We start from the raw sequence: 24233 nt of genomic DNA on the forward strand, positions 1-24233 counted from the left end.
ACCTTCACACCAAGATGATACAATTTGTATCTTTTTATACTATGTAAAACCACCCGCACATGCAACAAATTCCGCCCTATTTATACAAAAAAAGTAGACAATCACATCTGTTGATGTGCTGTCTACTTGTTCTTACTGTCTGTGATTTCTATTCAGCTTTTACCAATATCTTAACCTGATTTTTCTCTTTCAACAGTGCTTCAAATCCATGCTCTACCACTTCATCCAACGAAATTCGTTTGGTCACCAGCTTGTCAGCCGGGAAGAAACCTTTATCCATCAGACTGATAACAGCCGGGAACACATCGCGATAACCAATAATGCCATTAACTGTACGTTCTTTCATGACAATTGAGTTCGGGTGAATCGGCGCTTCCTGTTCAAAAATACTGACGATCATCAATTCTCCACCAATACGTGTTGAATCGATGGCTTGTTGCAGAACACGTGGAACACCGGTTACTTCATAGGCTACGTTAACGCCACCTTGTGTACGCTGATGGATCTCTTCCACGACATTAAACTGCAATGGATCAATCACAATGGCACCGAGCTCTTCGGCTTTTGCTTTCCGTTCATCCGATAACTCCACCACATAAATATCCGAAGCTCCCGAAGCTTTAAGCGCTTCGATGACCAGTAGCCCGATTGGCCCTGCGCCAAACACGGCTGCCGTATCTCCCACTTTCAGCTTGCTTTGGCGTACAGCGTGAAGTGCTACAGCTGAAGGTTCAACCAACGCACCTTGCTCATACGAGATTGAATCCGGAATGGCATGTACCATGTTTTCTTCAGCAGTTACATACTCGGAGAATCCTCCTCCGCCTCCAGCGAGTCCGAGGAAACCCATCTGATCGCACAGATTGTATCTGCCCTGTTTACAAGCTTCGCAGTGTCCACATGCATAGATGGGTTCTACCACAACACGATCGCCCGCCTTGAAACGTGTAACACCTTCCCCTACTTCAACAACCTGTCCTGAGAATTCATGCCCCATAACTACAGGCGCTTTTTCCCCTGTTAGCGGATGCGGTGCTTGAGCCGGAATAAAAATCGGACCCGCTGTGTACTCGTGTAAATCACTGCCACAGATACCGCACCATTCCACTTTTATTTTGACCTTACCTTCTTCAGGATGAGGTTCATTAATATTTTCGAGACGTAAATCTTTGACTCCGTGCCAACGTAATGCTTTCATTCATTTCATCTCCCAGATCATAATTTATAGTATAATCGGAAACGTTTCCGTAAATTAAATATGTCACATTTTAGATACGCTGTCAAACATATTTCTCCACTAATATGTCTATTTCGTGATCATATCGAGTTTAATTAAGAGCGCTTACACTTTTATTAAAGTTATTTTAGCGGTATTGTGTAACCGGTGTAATCCAAGTTATTAAGATATATCCTGACAAATAATATTGCAGACGGAATGAAATATAATCATAATTCGGCATAAATGTGGTCCAATCACGGGATACTTCATGGCTCAAATGTTATAATTAAGTTATATACTTATCGCGAAGTGCATACATATCCCTAAATATTCGGAATCGTTTCCGATAAAGTGAGGTAACCGTACATTGAGGAAAGAACAGAAACTTACGATCAAGGACGTGGCTGAGCGTGCCGGCGTGGGCATCGCTACCGTATCCCGGGCCATCAACAATTCAGAAGGTATAAGCAGTAAAACACGAGATAAGGTGATGCAGGCTATTGAAGAACTGGGATTTGTCCCCAACACGTCCGCACAGAGTCTGAAAATCCGGCAAACGCACCAGATCGCGCTTGTTGTACCCGACATACGTAACGCCATCATTCCAGAAATTTCCTGGTCTGTTGAGCAAACGGCGAAGCAGCATGGTTACCATGTCGTGCAGATCAATACGGCAGGCAATGCCCGAACCGAGCTGGAAACGATACGTAATGTGAAAAAATTGCATGTGGATGGATTGATCTTCATGCCTCTGGCATATCCCAAAACGTTACCCGGACTGATTGATAAAGCGCCGCTCCCCATCTCTATGATTAACTACGGCAAGAAACTGGAACCGGGAATGAGGGCAGATATCGTCTCTCTGTCTCAACCCGAAGGCAAACTGGTCATGGAGCATCTGTTCAAAATTGGCCGGACTCGAATCGCATATGCCGGTGCACCCAAAGACATTATTGAAGAGCGCTTCCGTGCTTATGAGCAAGCTGTAGGCAATGTAGACATTTCTCTCGTCTACTTTGGTGAGGACTTTTCATTGAATACAGGTGCCAATGCTGCAGATTATTTCTACGGACTTACGCATATGCCTGATGCCGTCTATGCCATTAATGATATGGTTGCCATCGGATTGGTTAATCGGTTCAAGGAGTTAGGGGTTCGTGTACCTGAAGATGTGGCTGTTGTGGGTGTCGATAACAATCAATGGACAACCGTTACGTCTCCTCAGATTAGTTCCGTCTCCATAATGGGCGAAGAAGTTGCCAGACTTGCTACCGAGCTGTTGTTAAAACGAATTCGGGAGATGAATACGACCGATTACGAACACATCCAATTTGAACCGCGCTTAATCGTTCGTGAATCAAGCGTAGCCATGATTCATTCTTCCCAGCGAGGACCACACAGTTAAGTTTGGTGAGGGGGATGGGGCAGTAGGATAGAATATATTTTACGAATATCCCTTTATGCGGTGTCCTGCTACATAGATATACTAAAAAGGTGTTGCTCAGGTCTAACTCTTTCCTGGCAGCACCTTATTTGTCGTTGATTCTATATAACTATAGCAGAGTCATACTCCGCATACGTTTATTCTAAGAAAGCAGTTGCCTGATCGGTGTTCCCTTCAAGAACATCTCTATATTTCCCACGGCATGATTATAATAGATCTCATAATTGCCACGAGTTACATAACCCAGATGCGGTGTGGCCAGAACGTTGGGCAATGTTCGCATCACATGGTTAACTGGCAGCGGTTCCTGCTCATATACATCCAGACCTGCACCAGCAATCACACCACTCTGCAATGCCTCCACCATAGCTTCCTGATCGACAATGCCCGCTCGCGACGTATTGATGAGCAGCGCACTCGATTTCATTTGTTGCAACTCGGCTTGTCCTATAAGATTGCGCGTACGATCACTTAATACCAGATGAATGGATACGATGTCGCTCTCTGCAAGCAATTGCTCCTTGGTCTCGGACCAGATGACACCATGTTTTTCTGCTTTCTCTTGTGTTAGATTCTCACTCCAGGCCATCACATTCATGCCAAATGCTTGTGCAATCTCAGCCATGCGAGTGCCTATCTTGCCCAAACCGAGCAATCCAAGTGTTCTCCCATACAAATCCAACCCTACAGTGCTCTGCCAGTTTCGGTTAGAGCGAAGTGCATTATTTTCCGTAACCAGTTGTCTGGACAGCCCCAGAATTAGTGCCCATGTAAGCTCCGTCGGCGGATTAGAGCTTCCCTCGGTTCCACACACAATGATCCCGTTCTTCTCGGCAGCCTTAAGGTCTATGGACGCATTGCGCATACCACTTGTAATCAGAAGTTTTAGCTTAGGGAGCTGCGAAATAACCCTCTCCGGAAATGGTGTACGTTCCCGCATCAGGACCACAATATCGAAATCCTGTAATTCTTGAATGACTTTTTCTTCCGAGCCCATATAGTTGTTGAATGCTTGAATCTCCACCCGATCCATCAACGAACTCCAGTCTGCCGACGTCAGCGCAACGTTCTGATAATCATCCAAAACGGCACAGCGCAACTTCGTATCCATTCCTGATCTCCTCCTATATCTGCTCAAGTCTTAACTGTATTGTAGCAACTTCGGCCTGATCTGCCCAATGCCCTCAGACACAGATAAGAGAAGGGAAACAACTTCCATCATCCTTGTAAAATGAGGTACTCTGCATCACTTTCAAAAGTATCATTCCAATTACTGTAACAAAGACAGCGTAACCTGGATGCTCTGCTCTACAAACAAACGGTCCGGTCCTGATTTCATCAGTACAGTCAGTCCAATCATGGATACTATCAGAGACTGTGCGACCGCATTTGCGTTCATGTCAGTAGACAACTCCCCGCTCTGTTGCCCTCGTTCTATCGTTTCTTTGAAAAGAACACCCAGGTACATCTGATGCTCCCGTGTAAGGACAGCGAATTTGGGATCATGTGGAGCCAGCTCAACCATCGTATTAATGCAAAAACAGCCGTGACTAGGCTCGTTTATACTTCCCTCTGCTCCTATATGTTCAAACAATCCACGAAAGGCTTCCCGCACAGAGGAACCCTGTTGAAGTCTGGCTCTGACTTGAGCCGCATGCTGAGTGGTATACCTGCGAAGTGCTGTTTCAAATAATTCCTTTTTATCGCCAAAAGCCGCGTACAGACTGGGACGTTGAATGCCCATTGCGGTCGTCAAATCACTCAAAGATGACGCTTCGAATCCCTTGTCCCAAAACGTATGCATAGCTGCATCAAGTGCTTTATCCGTATCAAATTCCCGTTGTCTAACCATACAATTCACCTCTTTATGTATCGATCAGTATGCTTATATATTTTACCCTCATAACAATGGATAAGTCAAAGACCACTCACTTAAAATTATTAAAATAAAACAAACTCAACTATAAAGCGTTTTTAACCAAATTGAAGATCTCACCCAATTCTCTGTTGACAGAATTCACGCAAATAAAGTATGGTTATCCCGAAACATAACATACCAATCAGTACATAATAGAAAGGTGACAACTACTCATGCAAACTTCTTCTCCAGATGCACAATTATCCAATAAGGATCGTCCTGCCATGTCACGGTTAGTTGCTCTTCTCTTTGCCGTGTGCAGCGGACTTGCGGTCGCCAATATCTATTATGCTCAGCCTTTGCTGGACTCCATTGCTCATGAGTTTGGCCTCTCTCCATCAACCATAGGGATAGTCATCACAGTGACTCAAATATGTTATGCCTTGGGGCTGTTCCTTCTCGTTCCGCTTGGTGACCTCTTAAATCGCCGCAAGCTGATCATCATTCAAATGCTCTTATCCGTACTTGCACTGGTTCTCGTAGGAACCGCACAATCCAGTTCCTTGTTGTTCACGGGGATGGCTGTCGTTGGTTTATTAGCCGTCATTACGCAAACGCTCGTTGCCTTTGCTGCACACTTGGCAGCCCCTTCCGAACGTGGTCGCATTGTCGGGCAGGTAACCAGCGGAATCGTCATTGGCATTTTACTTGCACGAACGGTTGCAGGTACGCTGAACGATTGGCTCGGGTGGAGATCGGTATATCTCTTCTCTGCCAGCCTTACATTACTCGGAATTGTCGCCTTATTTTTTGTTCTCCCAAGGCAGCAATCCCCACAAGTGAAACAAAGCTATATCCAATTACTCGGTTCCGTCTTGCAACTGTACCGTGAGTTGCGTGTGTTACGAGTACGAGGTGTGCTGGCCATGCTGATTTTTACAGCCTTCAGCATCTTGTGGACTTCTATGGTACTGCCACTAAGTAGCCCTCCACTGTCCCTGTCTCATACGGTCATAGGTGCATTCGGTCTGGCTGGAGCGGCTGGAGCACTGGCTGCCGCCCGTGCAGGTAAATTCGCCGATCGGGGCCTTGGGCAGAAAACAACCGGTGTTGCCCTTGTCATTCTGCTCTTGTCCTGGCTGCCCATCGGTTATGTCCATCATTCCCTCTGGTTCCTGATCCTGGGTGTTATCCTGCTTGATCTCGCCGTGCAGGCCGTACATGTTACCAACCAGAGCCTGATCTACGAAGTTCGCCCCGAAGCACAGAGCCGCCTGACGGCAGCTTATATGATCTTTTATTCCATCGGCAGTGCAACCGGCTCCATCGTTTCTACCCAAGTGTATGCATGGGCGGGCTGGACAGCCGTATGCTGGTTAGGTGCTGGGGTTAGTGCAGCAGCCCTTGTGTTTTGGATGATCGATCGTTATATGCATCGGAATCTCGATCGTTGAATTAGTCCAGTTTATTCCACACTACAATAAAGAGGGTTGCCAACGGACCAAATAACAGGGAAATCAGAAACCAGTTCCGACCACTTCTGTTTTTTCCCTGAGCCAGTCCGGCATTAATCAAGGCAAGTGTGCCCCAACCTACAAAATATTCATTATCCATCAAACGTCTTCTCTCCTCTATCCCTTCAATTCTGGCTACTGCTCAAGCATATCTTTGAGCTTACGATTACGATCCTCTAGAAATGCCTGCATGTATCTCTTCAGCACAAGTCGCTCCGTTTGCCCATCCCAGCAATCCAAGTGGAGCTTCGAATCGAAGTGTGTCTCTCATGCAAGTCATCTGATCCCCAATTACGCTGAAATGATGTTCATGTCGCATGCTCTTGAAAGCCCCTTTCTCCATCTGATCCACAAAGAGGAAAGGTCGTTCAAACTGCACAATTCGGGACTTCAGCTTCTGTCTGACCCCAAAATGAGTAGCCTGAAATGTAACTGTATCCCCTGCTCCAATTCTTCCTGTGGTTACTCCTGCGACTGCTCGCTCTCTCGTATGTTGCCAGACGGTCTGAGTATGTATATCAATATCCCGGGCATAGTCAAAGCATCGTTCAATCGAGGCATGTATCGTAATCTCGGTTGTCACTTCAATCATGGCGATCGCTCCTTGGCAGGAAAAATAAGGTCTTTGCAAAGTATACGCTTGCTTCCTTGGTCGAACAACACTTCTAGGATGATATAACAAAAAACGGGTCCCCTGTCTTAGTACAGGAGGCCCGTCCTCAATATAAGTAAGGAATACAGATCATATTTAGATTAAATAAGCAATTCATCAATGGCAAGCGTACGCTCTTTGGAGAGATCGCGATATTCTTCAGACTCCACTTTAATGAGCGGTTTGAAAATATCAGATGTATTGTTCATGACAATAACACCTTTTTCTCCATTGCTGAGCAGTACCTGTTTCCCGATGAAATTAGGAAGCAAATGTTGCATCAATGCCTGAACCGGTTTTTCATTCAATTTACCAAATCCCATTCCATAGATATCTCTAAGGTTGTTGATCAGGTTTGGATTGCTGCCTCCGTGGTTCCCGGATCTCATGCCTATATAGATATCCGCTACAGATACAATCTGTGTATATGGATGAATTTCACTTTTCTCAAGTTGCATCGGATAACCCGACCCATCTTCCCGTTCGTGATGCTGCAGAGCAACCAGTGCTGTCGCTTCATCCGTCATCGAATTTTTGATAATTTCATGGCCATATATGGTGTGTCGCTGCATCTCAAGCTGCTCATCAGCCGTCAACGGTTCTGTTTTGTTCCGAATCCGGTGGGATACTTTGCACTTTCCGATGTCATGCAGATAACCACCGCGACTAATCTGATAACTCTCCTTCTGAGAATACCCAAGCCAGTTCGCAAGGTAGAAGGACAACAATCCTACCTGGATTGAATGTGTATAGTTATTGACGTCATCCCGCTCCAGCATCATCAGGAGATGAACGACATCTTTCTGCTCATCCAGTCCCTCAACCATCGGTTGCAGTGCATCATCCACCATGGTGGCGTTGAACTTGCCAACGGTCAGAGCTTCGAGAAAAGCATTTTGATAATTATGTACAGTCTGAATAAACTGGGACTTCATCTCTTCTTCAGGCGCTTCTTCCTTCGTGCTTGTACTTAACCCGGAAGCATGCTTGGCGGCTGCAGCAAAAAATTCTGCTTCAGTGATTTCCTCTTCGCGTGATTCAATATCTACATAATCTACACGGTGCTGCATCAGCAAGGAGATATCCTCACCTTTGATCACAGTTCCCTTCCCGAGAACGTGTAATCCTGCATCGCTGAATGTATCCGCAGTTAGACGGTCTCCGTCTTGCAGGTTCATAATATGGATTCTCAAATCGGTATTCCCCCTGAACAATTCATTATAGTAACAGCACCCAACGGAACGGGGCCACAAAAATACCTATACTTCTTTATATCGTTATAATTCTTCATTTCATACATAGTTCAAACGACCTTAATCACAATGGTAAATACGAACGCCTAAGACTTTATCCTCACTCCAATATCCAGATTAGTCCCGGTTTTAAACTTTTACACACTTTTGCGCCTCATTGCCGTATCAGAGTAAGCCAAAGAAGTTCAAACGCTCCGTTTGAACTTCTTCAAGACATCTCAAATTAGATTTTGATCGAACCCAGACTAGCACCTTTAACAAATAAACGTTCAATGCTCTTCTCCACCGAAGGATCAGGAATCAGTGGCGGTGCCTGGTGAGGTTTGGTACGCGCATCAATGATCACCTGATCACAGCCCCAATGCTTGTGGTCATATCCGCTATTAACCCCGTACATGTCATGTGAAGGGTTGCTGCGAGTAAAGGTTGCCCATAAGAAGTTGCTGAGGTTAGCACTCAGGAACGAACTGTCATCACATAGAATGATCATCGGACACGAGTCCAGACCTCCCTGTTCTTTCAATAGAGACGTGAATGCTTGCATCTCCTGTGCTGTATCCGCATAACTCGTGAAGGCCGATGTCTGGATCGAAACGATACCCGGCATGATGATCTGCGGATTCTCATAACCACGAATGTTTTTCAAAGACTCCGGAACTTCCGTGCACAACTCTCGAACCTTGTCGCCATATGCTGCAAAAACGACCTTGCTGCCGCTGTTCAGTCCTGTACCCGAGTAATCCAATGTATCAATGGTCGTATGGGTATGGAAATGAATATCCCGCTGCATGTCCATACGCTCCAAGATATAGGTCAGGAATTCAACTTCCTTATGGGTGTCCAGAGGCTGCTGATCCTCAGCTGTAATAAACAGGTACTTCGCCAGACTGAGCTGACCCGTACCCAAAATACGATTGGCAATCGTAAGCAACTCTGTCGGCTGCTTCACCGCCTGATACGGCGTGTAACGTTCACTGCCGATTGCAAACAGTAATGGATGGACCCCTGCCGCATCAACCGCATGTACTTCTTTGACACCTGGAATCTCCTGTTTGATCGCGTCTCCAGTAATCTCATGAATCAAATCGCCAAAAGCCGTATCCTCTTGCGGCGGACGACCAACAACCGTAAACGGCCAGATAGCATTAGGTTTGGCATAGACTTTATGCACACGCATTAGCGGGAATTCATGTGTCAGACTGTAATAACCCAGATGATCGCCGAACGGACCTTCGGGTTTTGTCTCTCCTGGGTAGATATCACCCGTGATGACAAAATCAGCATCATTGCTGATGCAATATCCGTCCTTGTAGCTGTACCGGAAGCGACGTCCAGCGAGCAGGCCAGCAAATGTCATCTCACTTAGTCCTTCAGGCAAAGGCATAACCGCTGAAAGTGTATGTGCAGGTGGACCGCCAATGAAAATACTCACTTTCAGTGGTTCTCCCTTTTTGACCGCTTTGGCTTGATGTATACCAATTCCGCGATGAATCTGATAGTGCAATCCAATTTCCTTATTCATTTCAAAATCATTGCCATCCAGTTGAACCCGGTACATCCCCAAGTTTGAATTCATGATTCCTGGTTTGTCCGGATCTTCCGAATAAACCTGTGGTAGCGTCACAAATGCCCCACCGTCCATAGGCCAGTGTTTGATGAGCGGCAGATCCGAGATTTGAATCTCTTGCGCGGACACCGGCAGGCTAATAGATTTCTGTTTTGGCAGCGCCTGCCACGCAGCTAGACCTGTGCGGACATGCTGAAATGGCGTCTTAAGCGCCTTCATGGGATCGTCACGAACAGCCATGACCCGTTGTACGCCTTCCAGCGTACCGCGGAACATGAATTTGCTTCGTTCCACCGTACCGAACAGATTGGATACGGCCTGGAATTTTGAGCCTTTTACATTTTCAAATAACAACGCCGGGCCTTTAGCCTCGTGTACTTTCATATGGATCGCTGCCATCTCCAGATGAGGATCAACCTCTTCTTTGACCCGAATCAAATGACCGTGCTGCTCCAGATCGTTAATACAATCTTCCATATTGCGATATTTCATTGGATGGCTCCATTCTGTGTATGATAAATTAATTAAGTTCATAGATTCACATAACGTCTCTTCTATTTTATCAAATGATCCACTGCTAAACAAAACTATATGTGAAATTTTGTCGCGAATACAGATATCAAAAAAAGCAATCTGGCAGCAATTTGAATCCTGAACGCACAGGGACCGATTGTTTCCATATTGCTCTCTTGTTCTGGCTTGCCTTAAGGTGTAATGGTCGATCTGGGGATCGTGACAATAAACTGTGTGCCTTTACCTATTTCGCTCTCTACATCAATTGTACATTGATGCAATTTCAAAATTTTAATCACAATGGACAAACCCAATCCATTCCCTCGAAGCGAGCTGCTTCGCGCTTTGTCCACCATATAGAATCGATCAAAGATATACGGGAGGGCTTCCTCAGGTATTCCTTGTCCAGAATCTCTAATCAATACCTTCACAAATGAAGATGACGTCTCAATTTCGACATGAATGGTACCCTTAGGACCGGTGTATTTGATCGCATTGTTTATTAAATTCTGCCAGACTTGATCAAACAAATCTTTGTCCACTGTGATCTCGCAGGGCAACAAGTCCAGTTCGATCTGTATGTCCTTCTGCGCCCACTGCGGCTCCGCCAGCAAGATCGCCCTTCTTAATTGTTCATCGACCTGGAACGTGGTGAAATGAACCGGATGATGCTCCGAATCCAGTGAGGCTAACCGAAGCAGATTATCACTGAGCCTCGATAAGCGCAGCGTTTCTTCATAGATGATATCCAAATGCTCTTTCTGCTCTTCTAAAGGAATAACACCATCCTGCAGTGCTCTGGTAAATCCCCTGATCGACGTGAGCGGTGACTGCATTTCATGAGAGACGTTGCTAACAAAGTCGTCACGAACAGAATCGATTTTTTGCAACTCACTGGCCATATGATTAAAGCTCTCCATCAGTTCCCCAAACTCATCCTGATTATTATGTTTCAAGCGAACCGACAGGTCACCTGATGACATCTCCTTCGCAGCAACCGTTAACCTCTTAATCGGTTTCACAATGTACCCGGACATGAACAGGATCAGTAGGCTACCAATGACCAGTACCGTTAATAGTGAGGTTAAGAGCGTGTTTCGCAGTGTGTGAAAAAGAGAAGAGAAATCGCTTTGTATCAGGAAAGTGCCGATCCCCTCATCGGTTCCAGGAACACCTATGGTCGCAATTCCATCTTTACTGGATATAAACATGGCATCGGTTGTCCCCGCCTCAAATAACGAATGTACTTTATCCTCTGGCAAGGAAGATAACACTTCACTTTGTTCATTCACGGGAGTGATTTTTAAGCCATAGCGGGCAAAGATATCGAAGCTTGATTTCACTTTTTCCGGATCATCGATCAGTTTAATCATTGTAGCGATGTCTTCAGCAAAAGTAACCATCAAACGATTCGGCGCCTTTTCGCGGGACCCGTTATTGATCATAAAGGAGAGAATTAAACTCACCAGAACAATCCCGATAAACGTAGCTACAATTCGAAGTCGCAGGCTCTTCCTCAGCATCTTCATGCCCGCTCCAGGCGATATCCAAGTCCTCTTATCGTTGAGATCACTAGCTCAGGTACAGGTTCAAGCCGTTCCCTTAACCGTTTGATATGCACGTCGACCGTACGCTCATCGCCTTCATAATCGATGCCCCATAGATCATCTATAAGCTGTGTACGTGTGAATATTTTCCCTGGCGAACTCGCCAGAGAAAATAACAATTCACATTCCTTCTTTTTCAATTCGATGGTTTGACCATCTGCAACGACCATCAGATTGCCCAAATCAATCGTTACACCGCTGATCTGAATGATATTTGATGAACTTTTGTTATATCGTTTCAATAACGATTTCACACGCAGGATTAACTCCACAGGATCAAAAGGTTTAACCAGGTAATCGTCTGACCCGGCATTAAATCCTCTGACTTTGTCCTTGGATTCTCCCTTGGCAGTCACCATCAGGATCGGAATATCCAGAAAATTCCGTATATCTTCTGTCAGTTCAATGCCGTCGATTCGCGGCATCATTACATCCACAATTGCCAGATCAACTTTTGTATGAGAGAGAAGATCTAACGCCTCTTGACCGTCTGGTGCTTCCAGCACAGAGAATTGATTCTTTTCAAGATAGATTCGGATTAATTTGCGGATATGGGAATCATCGTCCACCACCAGAATCGTGTTCATGTAGCCATTATCCTTTCCGCAATTCGTTTTATTCGTATCGTAAAGATTCCATCGGGTCCAGCTTGGCCGCTTTTGATGATGGCATCAAACCAGCCACAATACTAATCGCTGTACTTACCACAAGACCGAACAAGATGTAATATCCCGAGAGATTAATCAGTTTTGCTCCAAACGCATTGTCCAGTAGAATATTTAACACATAACTGATGATCACTGCAAAGATTACCGCAATAATACCACTAAATACGCCTAATAAGGCAGATTCGGAGAAGAATATTCGCTTGATATCTTTCTTTCTTGCTCCAATCGCCCGCAGTATTCCGATCTCCTTCGTCCGTTCCACGACACTAATATAGAGTACGACCAGTATCATAATACCGGATACGATCAACGAAATGCCTGCAATACCCGCGAGTACAATGGAAGCCATACTTACGTAAGTCGTAATATTCTCCATGACCTTGGCCATTTGAGAGCCTGCGAAGCCAGCATCAACAGCAGCTTCATTGATTTCATTAACATATTTCATATCGGTTGCGTAGGCGTTAACCTGAATCGGCCCAATCGTTATTCCTTTGTCCGAGTACATTTGCTCTAACGTCTCTGATGAAATGTATCCCGGGGATTGTTGCATTGGAGATCGTTGATCTGCCGCTTCATAGATCCCTGAGATGGTTACTTCTTTCTCCAAATTCACTGGTTTATTATTGCTGTCCATCTCATTGATATATAGAAGCACGGACTTGCCGATCATGGAATCAGCTTGGTCATTTCCGCTTAATTTATTCGCCGTATCGAGGGGTAACAACATCTCATTTTCTGCCGGGAGGACCCCCGTTGTCATCAGTGCTGGATCAAAAGCATCCGTTAATGTCGTTAATTGCGTAAGTCCCACACTTTGTTTTTTATTCACCATCGTCGATTGGCCTGTAATGGTCGTAATTGTCTCTACATGATCCACATTAGGAAAATTGCGGATCGTCTCAACATCAGCTTCGGTGAACGGTTCACCTGTTGCCATCAAGGCTTCGGGGCCTTGCATGTCTTTGGCTTCTTCACTCGGCTTGGTTATATCCACAAGCAAAGGGTCCATACTTGAATTGATTTCATCGTTCATATACGTCGTTATCCCATTCCCCAAGGAGAGCATCAGGAGTACACTTAATATACCTATCGATCCACCTAAAGCTACCAGAACATTACGCTTGGCGTTGAGTTTCATATTCTTGAGTGCCATCTTGAACGAAGCAAGCAAGCCCAGGCTCCGGGAAGAACCCTGACCACTTTCGTAGACAACCGTAGAAGGATCTTTCAGGTGAATATCATCACTAATGCGCCCCTCTTCAACCTTCACAATACGTGTACCGGAGTCAGCGACTTTCTGCGAGTGAGTTACGGCAATCACCAGCATTCCCTTTTTGGCTATACTGTCGAGCAGAGCGAGGATTTGATCTCCGTTTTCTCGATCCAGAGCACCCGTCGGTTCATCTGCAAGAATAATATCCGGATTGTTGGATAACGCCCGTGCGATGGAAACCCGTTGCTTCTGACCACCAGATAACTGGTTAGGACGTTTGTTCAGATGATCTTTCAGTCCGACCTCTGTCAAAATACCAACAGCACGTTGGTTGCGATCTTTCTCATTGGTATCTGTCATTTGCATCGCAATCGTCACATTTTCGAGGACAGACAGATGTGGGATCAGATTGAAATTTTGAAAGACAAAGCCGATATTATTCTTCCGATAATCATCCATTTCCTTCTCTGTCATGGCACTTAAGTTCTTGCCACGAACAACGACGTCCCCTTCATAGTCGGAGTCCATCCCACCAATGATATTCATCAGTGTTGACTTACCACAGCCAGATTCGCCGAGGATGGAGACAAATTCCCCCGTCTCAAAACTCAGGTTCAAACCGTGGAGCACCGGAACTCTTTCTTTTCCATATAAGGTGTATGATTTCTTCACATTTTTAACTTCTAATATTTTCATATGGATCTCTTCCTCTCCTGATCACGCACAATATCTATCTATTTGATGTTCATATCGTAACAAATCAGTATGAACTGATAATGAACTGGACCATTGCACCTATAAGAGGTTATTGAAAAAGAACTTTATGTAAAAAAATACCTACGGCTTGCTTGAAACAAATCATTTCAAGTAAGTGTAGGTGTCCAGAAATTTGATTATATTCCCTCTACAATCCGCTTGGCTCTACCCTTCACCTCACGGTAAAGTTCATCCTCATCGATCGTGAGCAGCTTCCTGCCTCTCATGAGGATCTGACCATTCACGATCGTGGTGTCCACGTCCGCCCCATTTACGCTGTAAGCGAGTAACGATTCTACCTCATGTACCGGTTGAAGATGTGGTTTCGCCAGATCGATCAGGATCAGATCAGCTTTGCGCCCCACCTCAAGCATCCCTACTTCATCCTGTAGACCAAGCAGACTAGCACTTCCGCGTGTAGCCATGCTTAGGACGTCCTTGGCTGGCAAGCGAGTGGGATTGCCATAGTCCAGCTTTTGCAGCCAGGTCGCAGCTTTGATCTCCTCGAACATATCCACGGTTGTGGCACTTCCCGCTCCATCCGTTCCGATTCCAACGTTAATCCCCTGTGCCAACATCTCGGTAACAGGAGCAATCCCACACCCCAGCTTCAGATTGCTGACCGGATTGTGTGCTACACCGCCTCGCATGCCCTTCAATCTACCGATGTCCCTGCGATTGAGATGCACACCATGTGCAAGCAACACATGTGCCTGTTCGAACATCCCCGCCTCTTCCAAATACTCCGTCGGTGTCATGCCATAACGTTCACGAATCTTCACGACTTCTTCCTTCGTCTCAGCCAGATGGATATGCAGCGGGATATCCTCCGTGACAGCCATGGCAATGACTTCACGGAGCGGCTCCATGGGACAAGTGTAGGGGGAGTGCGGTCCATACATCGTTGTAATCCGTCCCTCGGCCGCTCCAGACCAGCGCTGTACAAGATCGATCGCCTCTTGCAACCTGCGTCCGCCATCATCCTCCAGGAATACCATCCCGCGTGTCAGCGATGCCCGGATACCTGTTTGCTTCACGACTTCTGCAATCTCGTTCATATGAATGTACATATCTGCAAAGGCAGTGGTACCTGAGCGGATCATCTCGGCGATGGATAACTTGGCCCCCCAATAGATGTCTTCCGTGTTCATCCGTGCTTCGGCAGGCAACATTTTACGTTCGAGCCAGTCCATCAGCTTCAGATCATCCGAAAATCCCCGGAGCAGGCTCATTGGTGTATGTTGGTGTGCATTGATGAGGCCCGGCATGGCAACCTTATTGCGACCATCGATAATCTCCTCTTCAGGTTGAGGAGGAATGTGGTTCGCAATCTGTACAATGCGATCTCCTTCAACACGAATATCCCCCATAAAGGGGGCATCGGCATCTTTCATCGTTAGAATTGTAGCTTGCTGAATCAATATACTCATTACGTTCACGGCTCCTCTGGATTGGTTATCGTTCATTCCATATCCGAGGGTAAGCCTTTACGTAACGGCAAGGTCAAGTCATTTTAATTTTTGGATCGTCATCTTTCTGAAACTTTGTATAAAAGGTTTGGGGTCGATTTCGACCATATAAGGATATACTCCTGTGCTTGTGTGCAGATAGAAAAATCCACCTTCATCACCCATACGGCGAAATGACATATCAAACACCTCCGTGATGTTGAACTCGCGGTATTTGGTCACGATTTTATCGGAATACAGAATCATGGAGCGGGCATTCATCTCAATCTCTTGGGCGAGACCCGTCACTTTTCTCTGCACTTTGTAATAAGGTAATACAGCAACGCAGTTCATGATCTCCCTCCCTCCATCATGCCATGATTATTGTTCCATCATAGCAGATCGGAGGGTCCTAACAAAAGAACATGAACTCAGGTAATCATGGTCGTCACGCTTAGCGGCGTAGGAAGTGCATCCTGAATGTCCTGCAAAGAGAGACACTGTTCAATATGAAACACACCATGAGGTAACTCTGACTCTGTTCTATATACGCGTTCCGCCACGGCTGTTGCCACGGCCGCTGTCGCATCTGCTTCCTTATCGCCAACGAGCAGTTGTTCAACGCGGACGTGCTCACCATTTTCCCAACCTATGGCATCTACCTTGACTGCATACATCGGCTCTCCTCCTGGAATAAGGCCAAATGCCTTGACTGTTCCATTCCGAATAGACGGGATACGGAGCAAGGAAAACAATCCTATACTTTTGGAGAGCGCCATGGAACTTGTGATCCAGCGGGAGTCCAGACAGAGTCTGGTAGATACGGTTGGAATACGTAACGTTCGAGCAAGCACATGCTGATCCGAAAAGTTAAATCGGTATGCCTTCCGGTTCCCCAGTTCTGCTCCAAAATCAATCCTTTTGCCATCTCCGAAACTTTGTACCTCAGCAGATTTGCCCTTTTGCATCACTTGGTAAGTGGCATTCATCTGATCAACGGTCCACTCCACGGCAGCTTTTCCGTGCTTCTCTCCAAGTCCCAGCATTACGGTAATGTCTGCTTCCTCCACCTGATCGATATGCATGGTCGCTTCGCGCACAAGCAAGTTCGTTACTCCCGGTGATAATCCAACGCTGAGGATCGCTGTCGATTGGGAACGTTGCATTTTGGTGTGCAGTTGTTCAACCTGGACGAGAAAATCATATTTTGCAGAAATATCAATATAATCGGCTCCGGCTTGTGCGCTGGCTTCAACAAACCGGGTATCGCTCTGATCCACACACATAATGACCAGCTTCACAGGCCTTAACATGGATGGCTCTACAGGTCGTGTTACATCCAGTTGAAGCGGTAGCACAGCACCACCTGTAGACCTGCTGAATTCTTCCGCACGGTTCATGCGTGTACCGGCAGCCCATACTTTACCCGGGAACAATTTCCCCAGTTGAGTACATATCATCCGCCCTACTTGACCATAACCGCCAACGACCCAGATCTGATCTTTCATAGGTTTCACGTTAGTTTCGAATTGCATAATACCCCTCCACCCAGAACGCCCCGAAGTAACGTGTAATATGTGAGAAATCGCATTCGGTCAGTAGCTGAGTCATCTCTTCAGAGCATATTGGATCGGATTCACGGCCCAGGGAAGCAGCAAAGCGCTCCCACTCTTCAGGAAGCACTCCCACACTCAACATGTGATCCTGCCAAGCTTGCATCATGATTGAATGTGCAGGAGAACGAAGATCGGCATTTACAGCCGCAATGATCAGTGGTGCACCCGGTTTAAGCCTCGCTGCCAGACTTGTCAGGAATGCTCTTTTGGCCTCCATCCCTTGAAGGAAATGTAACATGAGCATGCTTGTCGCCCCATCATATAAAATATCCTCCGGCAATTCTTCAACCGTGACAGGTTGCAACTTCACTCTGGAACCGATGCCTGCTTCCGCGACTCGTTTCTCCGCAAGTTGCAGCATGGGCTGTGATGGATCTACTCCAGTTAATGTCCAACCGGCATGACGTGATCCAAGCAGTGCAATCTCTTTTCCCCCTCCCGCTCCGGCTAAAAGTATATGAATATCGTTGTTATCCGCAAACAATGCTGCAAGCAGCCGTTCCATTAGATCATGCATATGAGAATAACCCGGAATTTTCAGGGCTATCGATTGTTCGTAACGATGAACATCTGCTGTTTCCCAGCTCATCGGTGATGGATTGTGATTCATGGACACCGCGCTCCTCTTGAATTGAAGTTAGACTTGACTCACTGTTCGTCTAATTTCATTATAGAAGGATACGCCGAGCCCACAATCCCAGAACATTGGGATATGCGCATAGAGAGAGGAGAAACCTTGTTGACATCACGTATTGATCGGAACCATAGACTTATCACTTCTCTTGAAAAAGGAACCTGGACCTCACGTACCTATCGGGAAGCTGTTCTCAAGCAGATCCATACGGTTATACCTTATGACGCATACTGTTTCACTACTGTTGATCCTCTGACTCTTCTCTCCACAGGAGCTGTGACAGAAGATGGCATTGAGGCCATTCATGATCGGTTATTCATCAATGAATACATGGAAGAAGATATACATAAATACGCTGAATTAATTCGCAACGGTGAACATACAGCTACACTTCATACGTCCATGAACCTACAGCTCGAACAAAGCCCTCGTTATATCAACATTCTTCAGCCAGCGGGGTTTGGTGATGAACTGCGTGCTGTATTGGTCAGTGGAGACGCTTGCTGGGGATATCTGACCCTATATCGTAAGACAGAAAGTGCTGTCTTTACAGAGGAGGAGCGGTTGATGATTCAGTTCTGGACCGCTTCTATTGCATCGATGCTGCGATCCACGAGCCTGACACTGATCGATGAGATCACGAGTGGAAGTCCCGAGGAACCCGGAATTTTGATCACCTCAGACACGTTCCAGCTCTTATCCCTGAACGCCTCCGCTCAATATTGGCTGTCCCAATTGCGCATGCTGGAACATGTAGGGCCGGATGTTCTGCCCCGTCCGGTACGTGCAGTGAGTTCCCACTTGCAGCGCAAGAATCGGGCAGAACTGGTCGCCGATACTCAATTTGCTCCCAACTCCCCCTCCAAAGTCTGCATTCAACTTCCGGATGGGCGTTACCTCATACTTCATGCCAGTCTCATGCAACAGCTTACAGGACCCGATCAGATTGCTATCCGATTGGAGCAGGCAATGCCCCAGGATTTGCTGCCCTTGCTTGCCGAGAGCCATGGATTATCCAGTCGAGAGCGGGAATTGCTCGGATATGTGCTCCGCAGCTATTCATCCAAGGAAATTGCTGCTGCGATGCATATTTCTGTCTACACGGTTCAGGATCATTTGAAATCCATTTTCGCCAAAACCAAGGTATCCTCACGGCGCGAGCTCATCTGGTATTTCGTTTCCCGTTTCCAGCTGTCGGATGAACCGGCGATATGACGTGACAGAACAGATGAATAACTGCTCAATAGAATCTGAGTAAATTTAATCTACATCGTTTCTTGAATACAGCAAAAAAGAAGCCAAATCCTAAAGGATCGGCTTCTTTCTTAGGCTTTTGCTACGTATAACACGTTCATTACTAAATATATTCACGATGCTGTGATTACGCCCATATCATCCCCTACGACTTTGCAGGTTTCCGAGAAGGTTTGGAAGAGGTAGATTTTTTATTCTTTTTCTGACTCACTTCCACAACCACAGGCTCCTGTGGGTGTTCCACCGGGTACATTTTGCGGAACAATAATGTCTGTAGTACCAGGAACGAACCCCCAACTGTCCAGTAGAGCGGCATCGCTGCCGGAGCTGTAAGAGAAAAGAATGCCATCATCAATGGGGAAAGATATCCCATAATGGCGAACTGTTTTCGCTGCTCAGGCGCCATATTGGCTTGTGATACCTTGGCTTGAATCAGATATATGACCGCGACCACCACAGCGAGTACATAGTCCGGCGCTCCCAGTTTGAACCACAGGAACGAGTGGGAGGACAACTCCGGTGTAAGTCGGATGGCTGTGTAAATTCCTGAAAGTATAGGCAGCTGAATGAGCATCGGCAAGCAACCAATGTTCAGCGGATTAAACTTATGTTTCTTGTATAGCTCCATCGTTTCCTGAGACAACTTTTGCTTATCAGCAGGGTCATTTTTGCCTTCATATTTTTTCTTGAGCGCATCCATCTCGGGTTTCATGGCGTTCATGATGACTCGTGTTCCCTGCTGGGACTTGGCTTGACGCATCATCAATGGCAACAGTGCTAAACGAATGACCAGCGTAATCACGATAATCGCGACCCCGTAGCTTCCGTTAAATATCGTGGCAATATGCTGAATCAGATACGACAGTGGAAATACAATGTAGTGATTAAAAAATCCCGGTGTCGATGAAGTAATCTCCGACACGTTGTTGCTGCATCCGGCAAGCAGCATGACTGCAAACAAAATGACAATCAGGCCATAGATCCGTCCCTTGCCCGAAGTAAAAGTGAATCCCTTGTTGGTCTTATGTTCCATATATATCCTCCTCGTTGATTTGTTGACCAATTGTTCAACGAGGAATGACAATCTGGTTCATCTTCATCGGGCGCTTCTCTTCGTCTAATCATGCGGCTCCAGTCTTCCTGTCTGTGCTGTCTGTCCAAACACAGGGCGGGAAGTACAGGTTCAAGTCCACCACCGGCGCCACCTTCCATCCAGTACTCTGTCATGCCACAATGAAGATGGGCAATATAGGCATAACTGACGGTGAAGATGAGTCCAATCGAGAATAAATATGGTAATAACTCCTGCAGTTCAAACAAGGGATTCACCCCCTTTATAGGTTAGTTTTTATATTATAACACTTACATATTGTTTTTGCATAAATCCGTACGTGAAAACAACTACTATTCAGCTATTCCGTTCTCAATTTGGACATTTCTAGCTCAGCTCGGTGTCTCGCCACGTTATAAGAAGGCCAGGAACGATCTGATGTATCCATATCCAGATATGCTTGACGTTCCAGCATTTCCCTCTTGAGATCAGGATACTCCTCCAGAGCAAACTCACGAAGTAACGGAACTGCATCTGCCGATAGACTCGCCAAATAGGTTGCATCAATATTGCCAGTCTGATGATAACGTTCAATATTCAGCTCGGCAATCCGTTTATCCATGCCCACATAGTTGACAGCAACATATGCAGTGAGCGCAAGCACAATATACCAGCGGATCAGCGGTATGGATGTGTACCGTATACGAAGACCAGCAATCAGCAACAGGAGTGCGAGGAAGATCATGAATGCGTGTACCAGGAAGCGGATGTACGTATATCCATATGCCTGCTCATAAAGATTTAGGCGCATAAACGCGGAATACAACATAATTGCTGAACAACTGACCAGAATTAGGAGCAGTACCTGATGCACGATGGAACCCGCTTTGCCACTCGAACGGGTATACTGCAAAGCAACAATAAGAATAAAGAAGTTAATACCTGTGACAAGAATTAACTCTGCGAATCCACTTCTCGCATAGTCTGCGTAAGACAGATCTACCGGAAGATGTCCCTCTCCTGCACCAAACAGATACGAAAACTGTACAAGTACAAACAAAACGTACACACAGTTAATGACAATCAGCATCGTGCCTACAATGATGGGGTCCAATCTGAATGGTTCTCGATGAACCGGAGTGCGTTCGGGCTCGGGTACAATCTTATTTGTAACCTCCTTACCTTCAGTGGCCGGGTCCACAGGAGAGAATATATAGGTGTGATCACGCTTATCAACCGTGGATACTGCTCCATTTTTCCAATGTGCGTTCTCTCTCTTCTCTGCCTCATATTGCATTGGCTGTACAAATCCCCATACATAACCAAACAGCAATACACCTGCGATGACAATCCAGATGATTCTCGGTATCCCTGGAGTAAAAGCCAATTGATTCAGCCACTCCGGAAAACCGGCTAAATACTGATCAAAGACCCCGTCAGCGGAGGACAGTAATGCGACGACTACAATGAGGATAGGCAAGGACGCCACAAGACCAATGAGTACTTTGAAAACAACTGTTTTTTGGGATTTGCCCATGCCACGCCCGCCTGCTCTCACAGCAATGGCAGCAATAGTCCCCCAATGACGTATGGCTTGAGGCAGCAAGTGGTCAATAGCCGTACCAATCAAACCGATCTCCCACCACTGCTTCTGTTTTCTGCCCATCAGATACGTCATATGTAAGATAACTACGCCAGGTATAACCAGAAAATTAAGAACATACAGCAGTTCATTGTCGTATAACAGGAACGTTAGCGACAACAATAGCACTACAGCCGCCACAAAAGCATCAATGAACTTGAAAGACCTCATGCGGTCCCGTGCAAACAGATACATGAACACATAAAAGAGAATTACAAAGATAGGATACGATACGCCAATCTCATTACCATAGAATAAATACTGGTGAATGATCGCCAGCATCCATGCAGACAGTAGCGTGATTAAAGCGCGTTGCGGTGAAGCCATTAGTTTATCAATCATGGGAAAAACCTCCATTAACCTTTCTATGCTATATTCTAGATGATAAAATAGGAATATAAATAGAAATTAAAATCGACAAAACTTCTTATTTTAGAAGAGTACGTCAGAGTTCACCTCCAGGAGGGAATCAACACTTGAAATTACATCAGCAATATCTGCTGTTGCATCGTCATTACGGCCACCATACAGAACATGAACTTACACTCGCCGATCTCGCTGAGTTGCTAAATTGTACGCACCGCAATACGTTAACGATTGTCAAAAAGATGGTTGCCCATGACTGGATTAGTTGGGTTTCCCAGCGTGGCCGGGGTCGGCGTTCTTCACTGACTTTGCTTGTCCCGGCTGATCAAATCGCCGCAGAATATATGATGCAGGCCATGAATCGCCGGGAGTTGCAGGAAGCTGCCGAGCAGGTGAGCGCATTCTCCAGTTCAACAATCATGCAGGATCATCTAAACCAGTGGTTGCTTGGGTATTCAGGACATCATACGGAAGCCGGCACCAATAATGAGCAGATTGATACGCTTCGGTTGCCCCTGCGCCAACAGCTTCATGCGCTTGATCCGCTGTACATTAATCTATTAGCTGAATCCTTTGTTACCAGCCATGTCTTTGACGGGTTGGTTCAGCGGGGTGAACAGGGAGAGATTCTCCCATGTCTCGCTCATACCTGGGATGTCAGTGCAGACCGAAAGACTTGGATCTTTTATTTGCGAAAAGGTATTACATTTCACGATGGTCAGTTGTTGACGGCCCATGATATTGTACATACGTTTGAACGGCTGCAATCTACAGATCGCCGGACACTGTACCGTGATGTAAGTAAACAGATTCTATCTATCGAAGCGGTCGATTCCTTAACCGTGTGTTTCCAGCTTAAAGATCCTCATGAATTGTTTTTATCCTTCCTGACAACAAGTCGTGCGGCGATTATACCCTCACCGGGAACACACGATCAGAAGATGAATCATGCGGGTGATCCGAATGGAATGCAAAAACCTGTTGGGACGGGACCGTTCAAGGTCACTGCCTGGGATGATCACTTATGCAGACTTGAAGCCTTTTCATCGTATTTTCAGGGTAGAGCACATATGGACCGGGTAGATATCCTGCAAATTCCGTGGAGTGCCTCGGCCAAAATGGATGATAGTCAAGATATCGAAACTCCGTTCTTCCATCTTGTTCATAATCCGTCTTCGTCTACGGGTGCAGATTGGACTCAGATTAGTGCAGGTGTGATGGTTCATAAATTACTCACATGTAATACGCAAAAAGCCGGACCGTTAAACGATCCGGAAGTAAGAGCACACCTTCAGTCATGTCTTGCTGGAATGTATAGAGATGAACAACATGCAGATGACTCTGAGGTCGTGGAGACTGATTTTAGTGCGGTGAATACTAAGAAAGTCCAGGTCCACTCGGAGGGATTTAGCCATATATCGATAAGTTCCGTATCCTCCAGTCCCGTCTCCCTGCATATCGCAACCATTCCACAATACCGTAGGGATGCCCGACATTTGGCATCTATATTGGAACAGTGCGGTTACTCCTGCACCGTCCGCACAGGCACAATGGAGCAGTTCAAAGGAGATCTGCGGCTGGAATCTGATCTGATTCTCTTTTCTTTGATTCGGGACAGGGACGAAGAACTGCGCAGGTATGATCTCTACTCCACGTTATCTGAGCATCTGGAAGATTCTGCTCGGATAACAATACATGAGATGTTGCAAACCATTATTGCTTCTCCGATTGCAGCAGATCGAACTTCTGAATTAGACCGAATTGAACAATTCTTGGTCGGTCAGAATTTACTGTTCCATTTATCCGAAAAACCGGTAGAGACGGCTTATCTGCCTTCCGTGCGTGGTCTATCTTTTAACAGCCAGGGCTGGGTGAACCTGCGTCATATCTGGTTTCCGTCTGACGCACGAGCACATCCGTTTGATTAAACATCGTATTATATTACTTATACCATC

General features: G+C 46.1%; 21 protein-coding genes. 4 read left to right on the forward strand and 17 right to left on the reverse strand.

Annotated features, from left to right (window positions below; genetic code table 11):
* Nucleotides 1-148 precede the first annotated feature (148 nt).
* Nucleotides 149-1198 carry a 2,3-butanediol dehydrogenase gene (locus QF049_RS10315; protein WP_307537135.1) on the reverse strand — a complete coding sequence of 350 codons (1050 nt, stop codon included), beginning with the start codon at nt 1196-1198 and terminating at the stop codon, nt 149-151.
* A 388-nt stretch (nt 1199-1586) separates the two neighbouring features.
* Here QF049_RS10315 and QF049_RS10320 point away from each other — a divergent pair, with 388 nt between their 5' ends.
* Nucleotides 1587-2624 carry a LacI family DNA-binding transcriptional regulator gene (locus QF049_RS10320; RefSeq protein WP_307537138.1) on the forward strand — a complete coding sequence of 346 codons (1038 nt, stop codon included), beginning with the start codon at nt 1587-1589 and terminating at the stop codon, nt 2622-2624.
* A gap of 181 nt (nt 2625-2805) precedes the next feature.
* On the opposite strand, the gene QF049_RS10325 is transcribed toward QF049_RS10320, so the two are convergent.
* A complete protein-coding gene (locus QF049_RS10325) occupies nt 2806-3774 on the reverse strand; it encodes a D-2-hydroxyacid dehydrogenase family protein (RefSeq protein ID WP_307537140.1) in 969 nt (322 codons plus the stop codon).
* A 159-nt stretch (nt 3775-3933) separates the two neighbouring features.
* On the reverse strand, nt 3934-4515 hold the full coding sequence (locus tag QF049_RS10330; protein ID WP_307537142.1) for a TetR/AcrR family transcriptional regulator: 582 nt from the start codon (nt 4513-4515) through the stop codon (nt 3934-3936).
* A 239-nt stretch (nt 4516-4754) separates the two neighbouring features.
* Between QF049_RS10330 and QF049_RS10335 the strand changes: the two genes are divergently transcribed.
* The gene (locus QF049_RS10335) at nt 4755-5975 is read left to right on the forward strand and encodes an MFS transporter (RefSeq protein ID WP_307537144.1); all 1221 of its coding nucleotides are present in this window, start codon (nt 4755-4757) and stop codon (nt 5973-5975) included.
* Nucleotide 5976: 1 nt separating this feature from the next.
* On the opposite strand, the gene QF049_RS10340 is transcribed toward QF049_RS10335, so the two are convergent.
* The 11 genes from QF049_RS10340 to QF049_RS10390 all read right to left on the reverse strand — a co-directional run bounded on the left by QF049_RS10340 (nt 5977) and on the right by QF049_RS10390 (nt 17941).
* Nucleotides 5977-6138 carry a hypothetical protein gene (locus QF049_RS10340; protein ID WP_155985038.1) on the reverse strand — a complete coding sequence of 54 codons (162 nt, stop codon included), beginning with the start codon at nt 6136-6138 and terminating at the stop codon, nt 5977-5979.
* 63 nt (nt 6139-6201) lie between these two features.
* Complete coding sequence (locus tag QF049_RS10345) at nt 6202-6627, reverse strand: SRPBCC family protein (protein WP_307537146.1); 426 nt, start codon at nt 6625-6627, stop codon at nt 6202-6204.
* Between the two features lie 161 nt (nt 6628-6788).
* The gene (locus tag QF049_RS10350) at nt 6789-7880 is read right to left on the reverse strand and encodes an HD-GYP domain-containing protein (RefSeq protein WP_133384535.1); all 1092 of its coding nucleotides are present in this window, start codon (nt 7878-7880) and stop codon (nt 6789-6791) included.
* Between the two features lie 283 nt (nt 7881-8163).
* Nucleotides 8164-9999, reverse strand: coding sequence for a UbiD family decarboxylase (locus QF049_RS10355; protein ID WP_307537150.1), 1836 nt, complete (start codon nt 9997-9999; stop codon nt 8164-8166).
* A gap of 212 nt (nt 10000-10211) precedes the next feature.
* A complete protein-coding gene (locus QF049_RS10360) occupies nt 10212-11543 on the reverse strand; it encodes a sensor histidine kinase (RefSeq protein WP_307537151.1) in 1332 nt (443 codons plus the stop codon).
* 2 nt (nt 11544-11545) lie between these two features.
* The gene (locus QF049_RS10365; protein ID WP_307537152.1) at nt 11546-12214 is read right to left on the reverse strand and encodes a response regulator transcription factor; all 669 of its coding nucleotides are present in this window, start codon (nt 12212-12214) and stop codon (nt 11546-11548) included.
* A gap of 28 nt (nt 12215-12242) precedes the next feature.
* Nucleotides 12243-14207: an ABC transporter ATP-binding protein/permease gene (locus QF049_RS10370; RefSeq protein WP_307537154.1), complete on the reverse strand. Its 1965-nt coding sequence runs from the start codon at nt 14205-14207 to the stop codon at nt 12243-12245.
* Nucleotides 14208-14404: 197 nt separating this feature from the next.
* Complete coding sequence (locus QF049_RS10375; protein WP_307537156.1) at nt 14405-15697, reverse strand: amidohydrolase; 1293 nt, start codon at nt 15695-15697, stop codon at nt 14405-14407.
* 78 nt (nt 15698-15775) lie between these two features.
* Nucleotides 15776-16069, reverse strand: a complete 294-nt coding sequence (locus tag QF049_RS10380; RefSeq protein ID WP_307537158.1) for a hypothetical protein — start codon at nt 16067-16069, stop codon at nt 15776-15778.
* A 77-nt stretch (nt 16070-16146) separates the two neighbouring features.
* On the reverse strand, nt 16147-17250 hold the full coding sequence (locus tag QF049_RS10385; RefSeq protein ID WP_307537161.1) for a saccharopine dehydrogenase family protein: 1104 nt from the start codon (nt 17248-17250) through the stop codon (nt 16147-16149).
* Nucleotides 17234-17941, reverse strand: coding sequence for a class I SAM-dependent methyltransferase (locus QF049_RS10390; RefSeq protein ID WP_307537163.1), 708 nt, complete (start codon nt 17939-17941; stop codon nt 17234-17236). The genes QF049_RS10385 and QF049_RS10390 overlap by 17 nt, the downstream gene beginning before the upstream one ends.
* Nucleotides 17942-18070: 129 nt before the next feature.
* On the opposite strand from QF049_RS10390, the gene QF049_RS10395 reads away from it, so the two are divergent.
* Complete coding sequence (locus QF049_RS10395) at nt 18071-19180, forward strand: helix-turn-helix transcriptional regulator (protein WP_307537165.1); 1110 nt, start codon at nt 18071-18073, stop codon at nt 19178-19180.
* Between the two features lie 184 nt (nt 19181-19364).
* Here QF049_RS10395 and yidC read toward each other — a convergent pair whose 3' ends face one another.
* The 3 genes from yidC to QF049_RS10410 form a co-directional block, all read right to left on the reverse strand.
* A complete protein-coding gene (gene yidC / locus QF049_RS10400) occupies nt 19365-20252 on the reverse strand; it encodes a membrane protein insertase YidC (protein WP_307537167.1) in 888 nt (295 codons plus the stop codon).
* Nucleotides 20189-20539, reverse strand: a complete 351-nt coding sequence (locus tag QF049_RS10405) for a hypothetical protein (protein ID WP_307537169.1) — start codon at nt 20537-20539, stop codon at nt 20189-20191. The genes yidC and QF049_RS10405 overlap by 64 nt, the downstream gene beginning before the upstream one ends.
* Before the next feature lie 92 nt (nt 20540-20631).
* Nucleotides 20632-22254 carry a DUF4153 domain-containing protein gene (locus QF049_RS10410; protein WP_307537171.1) on the reverse strand — a complete coding sequence of 541 codons (1623 nt, stop codon included), beginning with the start codon at nt 22252-22254 and terminating at the stop codon, nt 20632-20634.
* A 134-nt stretch (nt 22255-22388) separates the two neighbouring features.
* Between QF049_RS10410 and QF049_RS10415 the strand changes: the two genes are divergently transcribed.
* Nucleotides 22389-24206 carry an ABC transporter substrate-binding protein gene (locus tag QF049_RS10415; protein WP_307537172.1) on the forward strand — a complete coding sequence of 606 codons (1818 nt, stop codon included), beginning with the start codon at nt 22389-22391 and terminating at the stop codon, nt 24204-24206.
* The last annotated feature ends 27 nt before the right edge of the window (nt 24207-24233 follow it).

The organism is Paenibacillus sp. W4I10, assembly GCF_030816325.1.
GTDB classification, from domain to species: Bacteria; Bacillota; Bacilli; order Paenibacillales; family Paenibacillaceae; genus Paenibacillus; species Paenibacillus amylolyticus_B.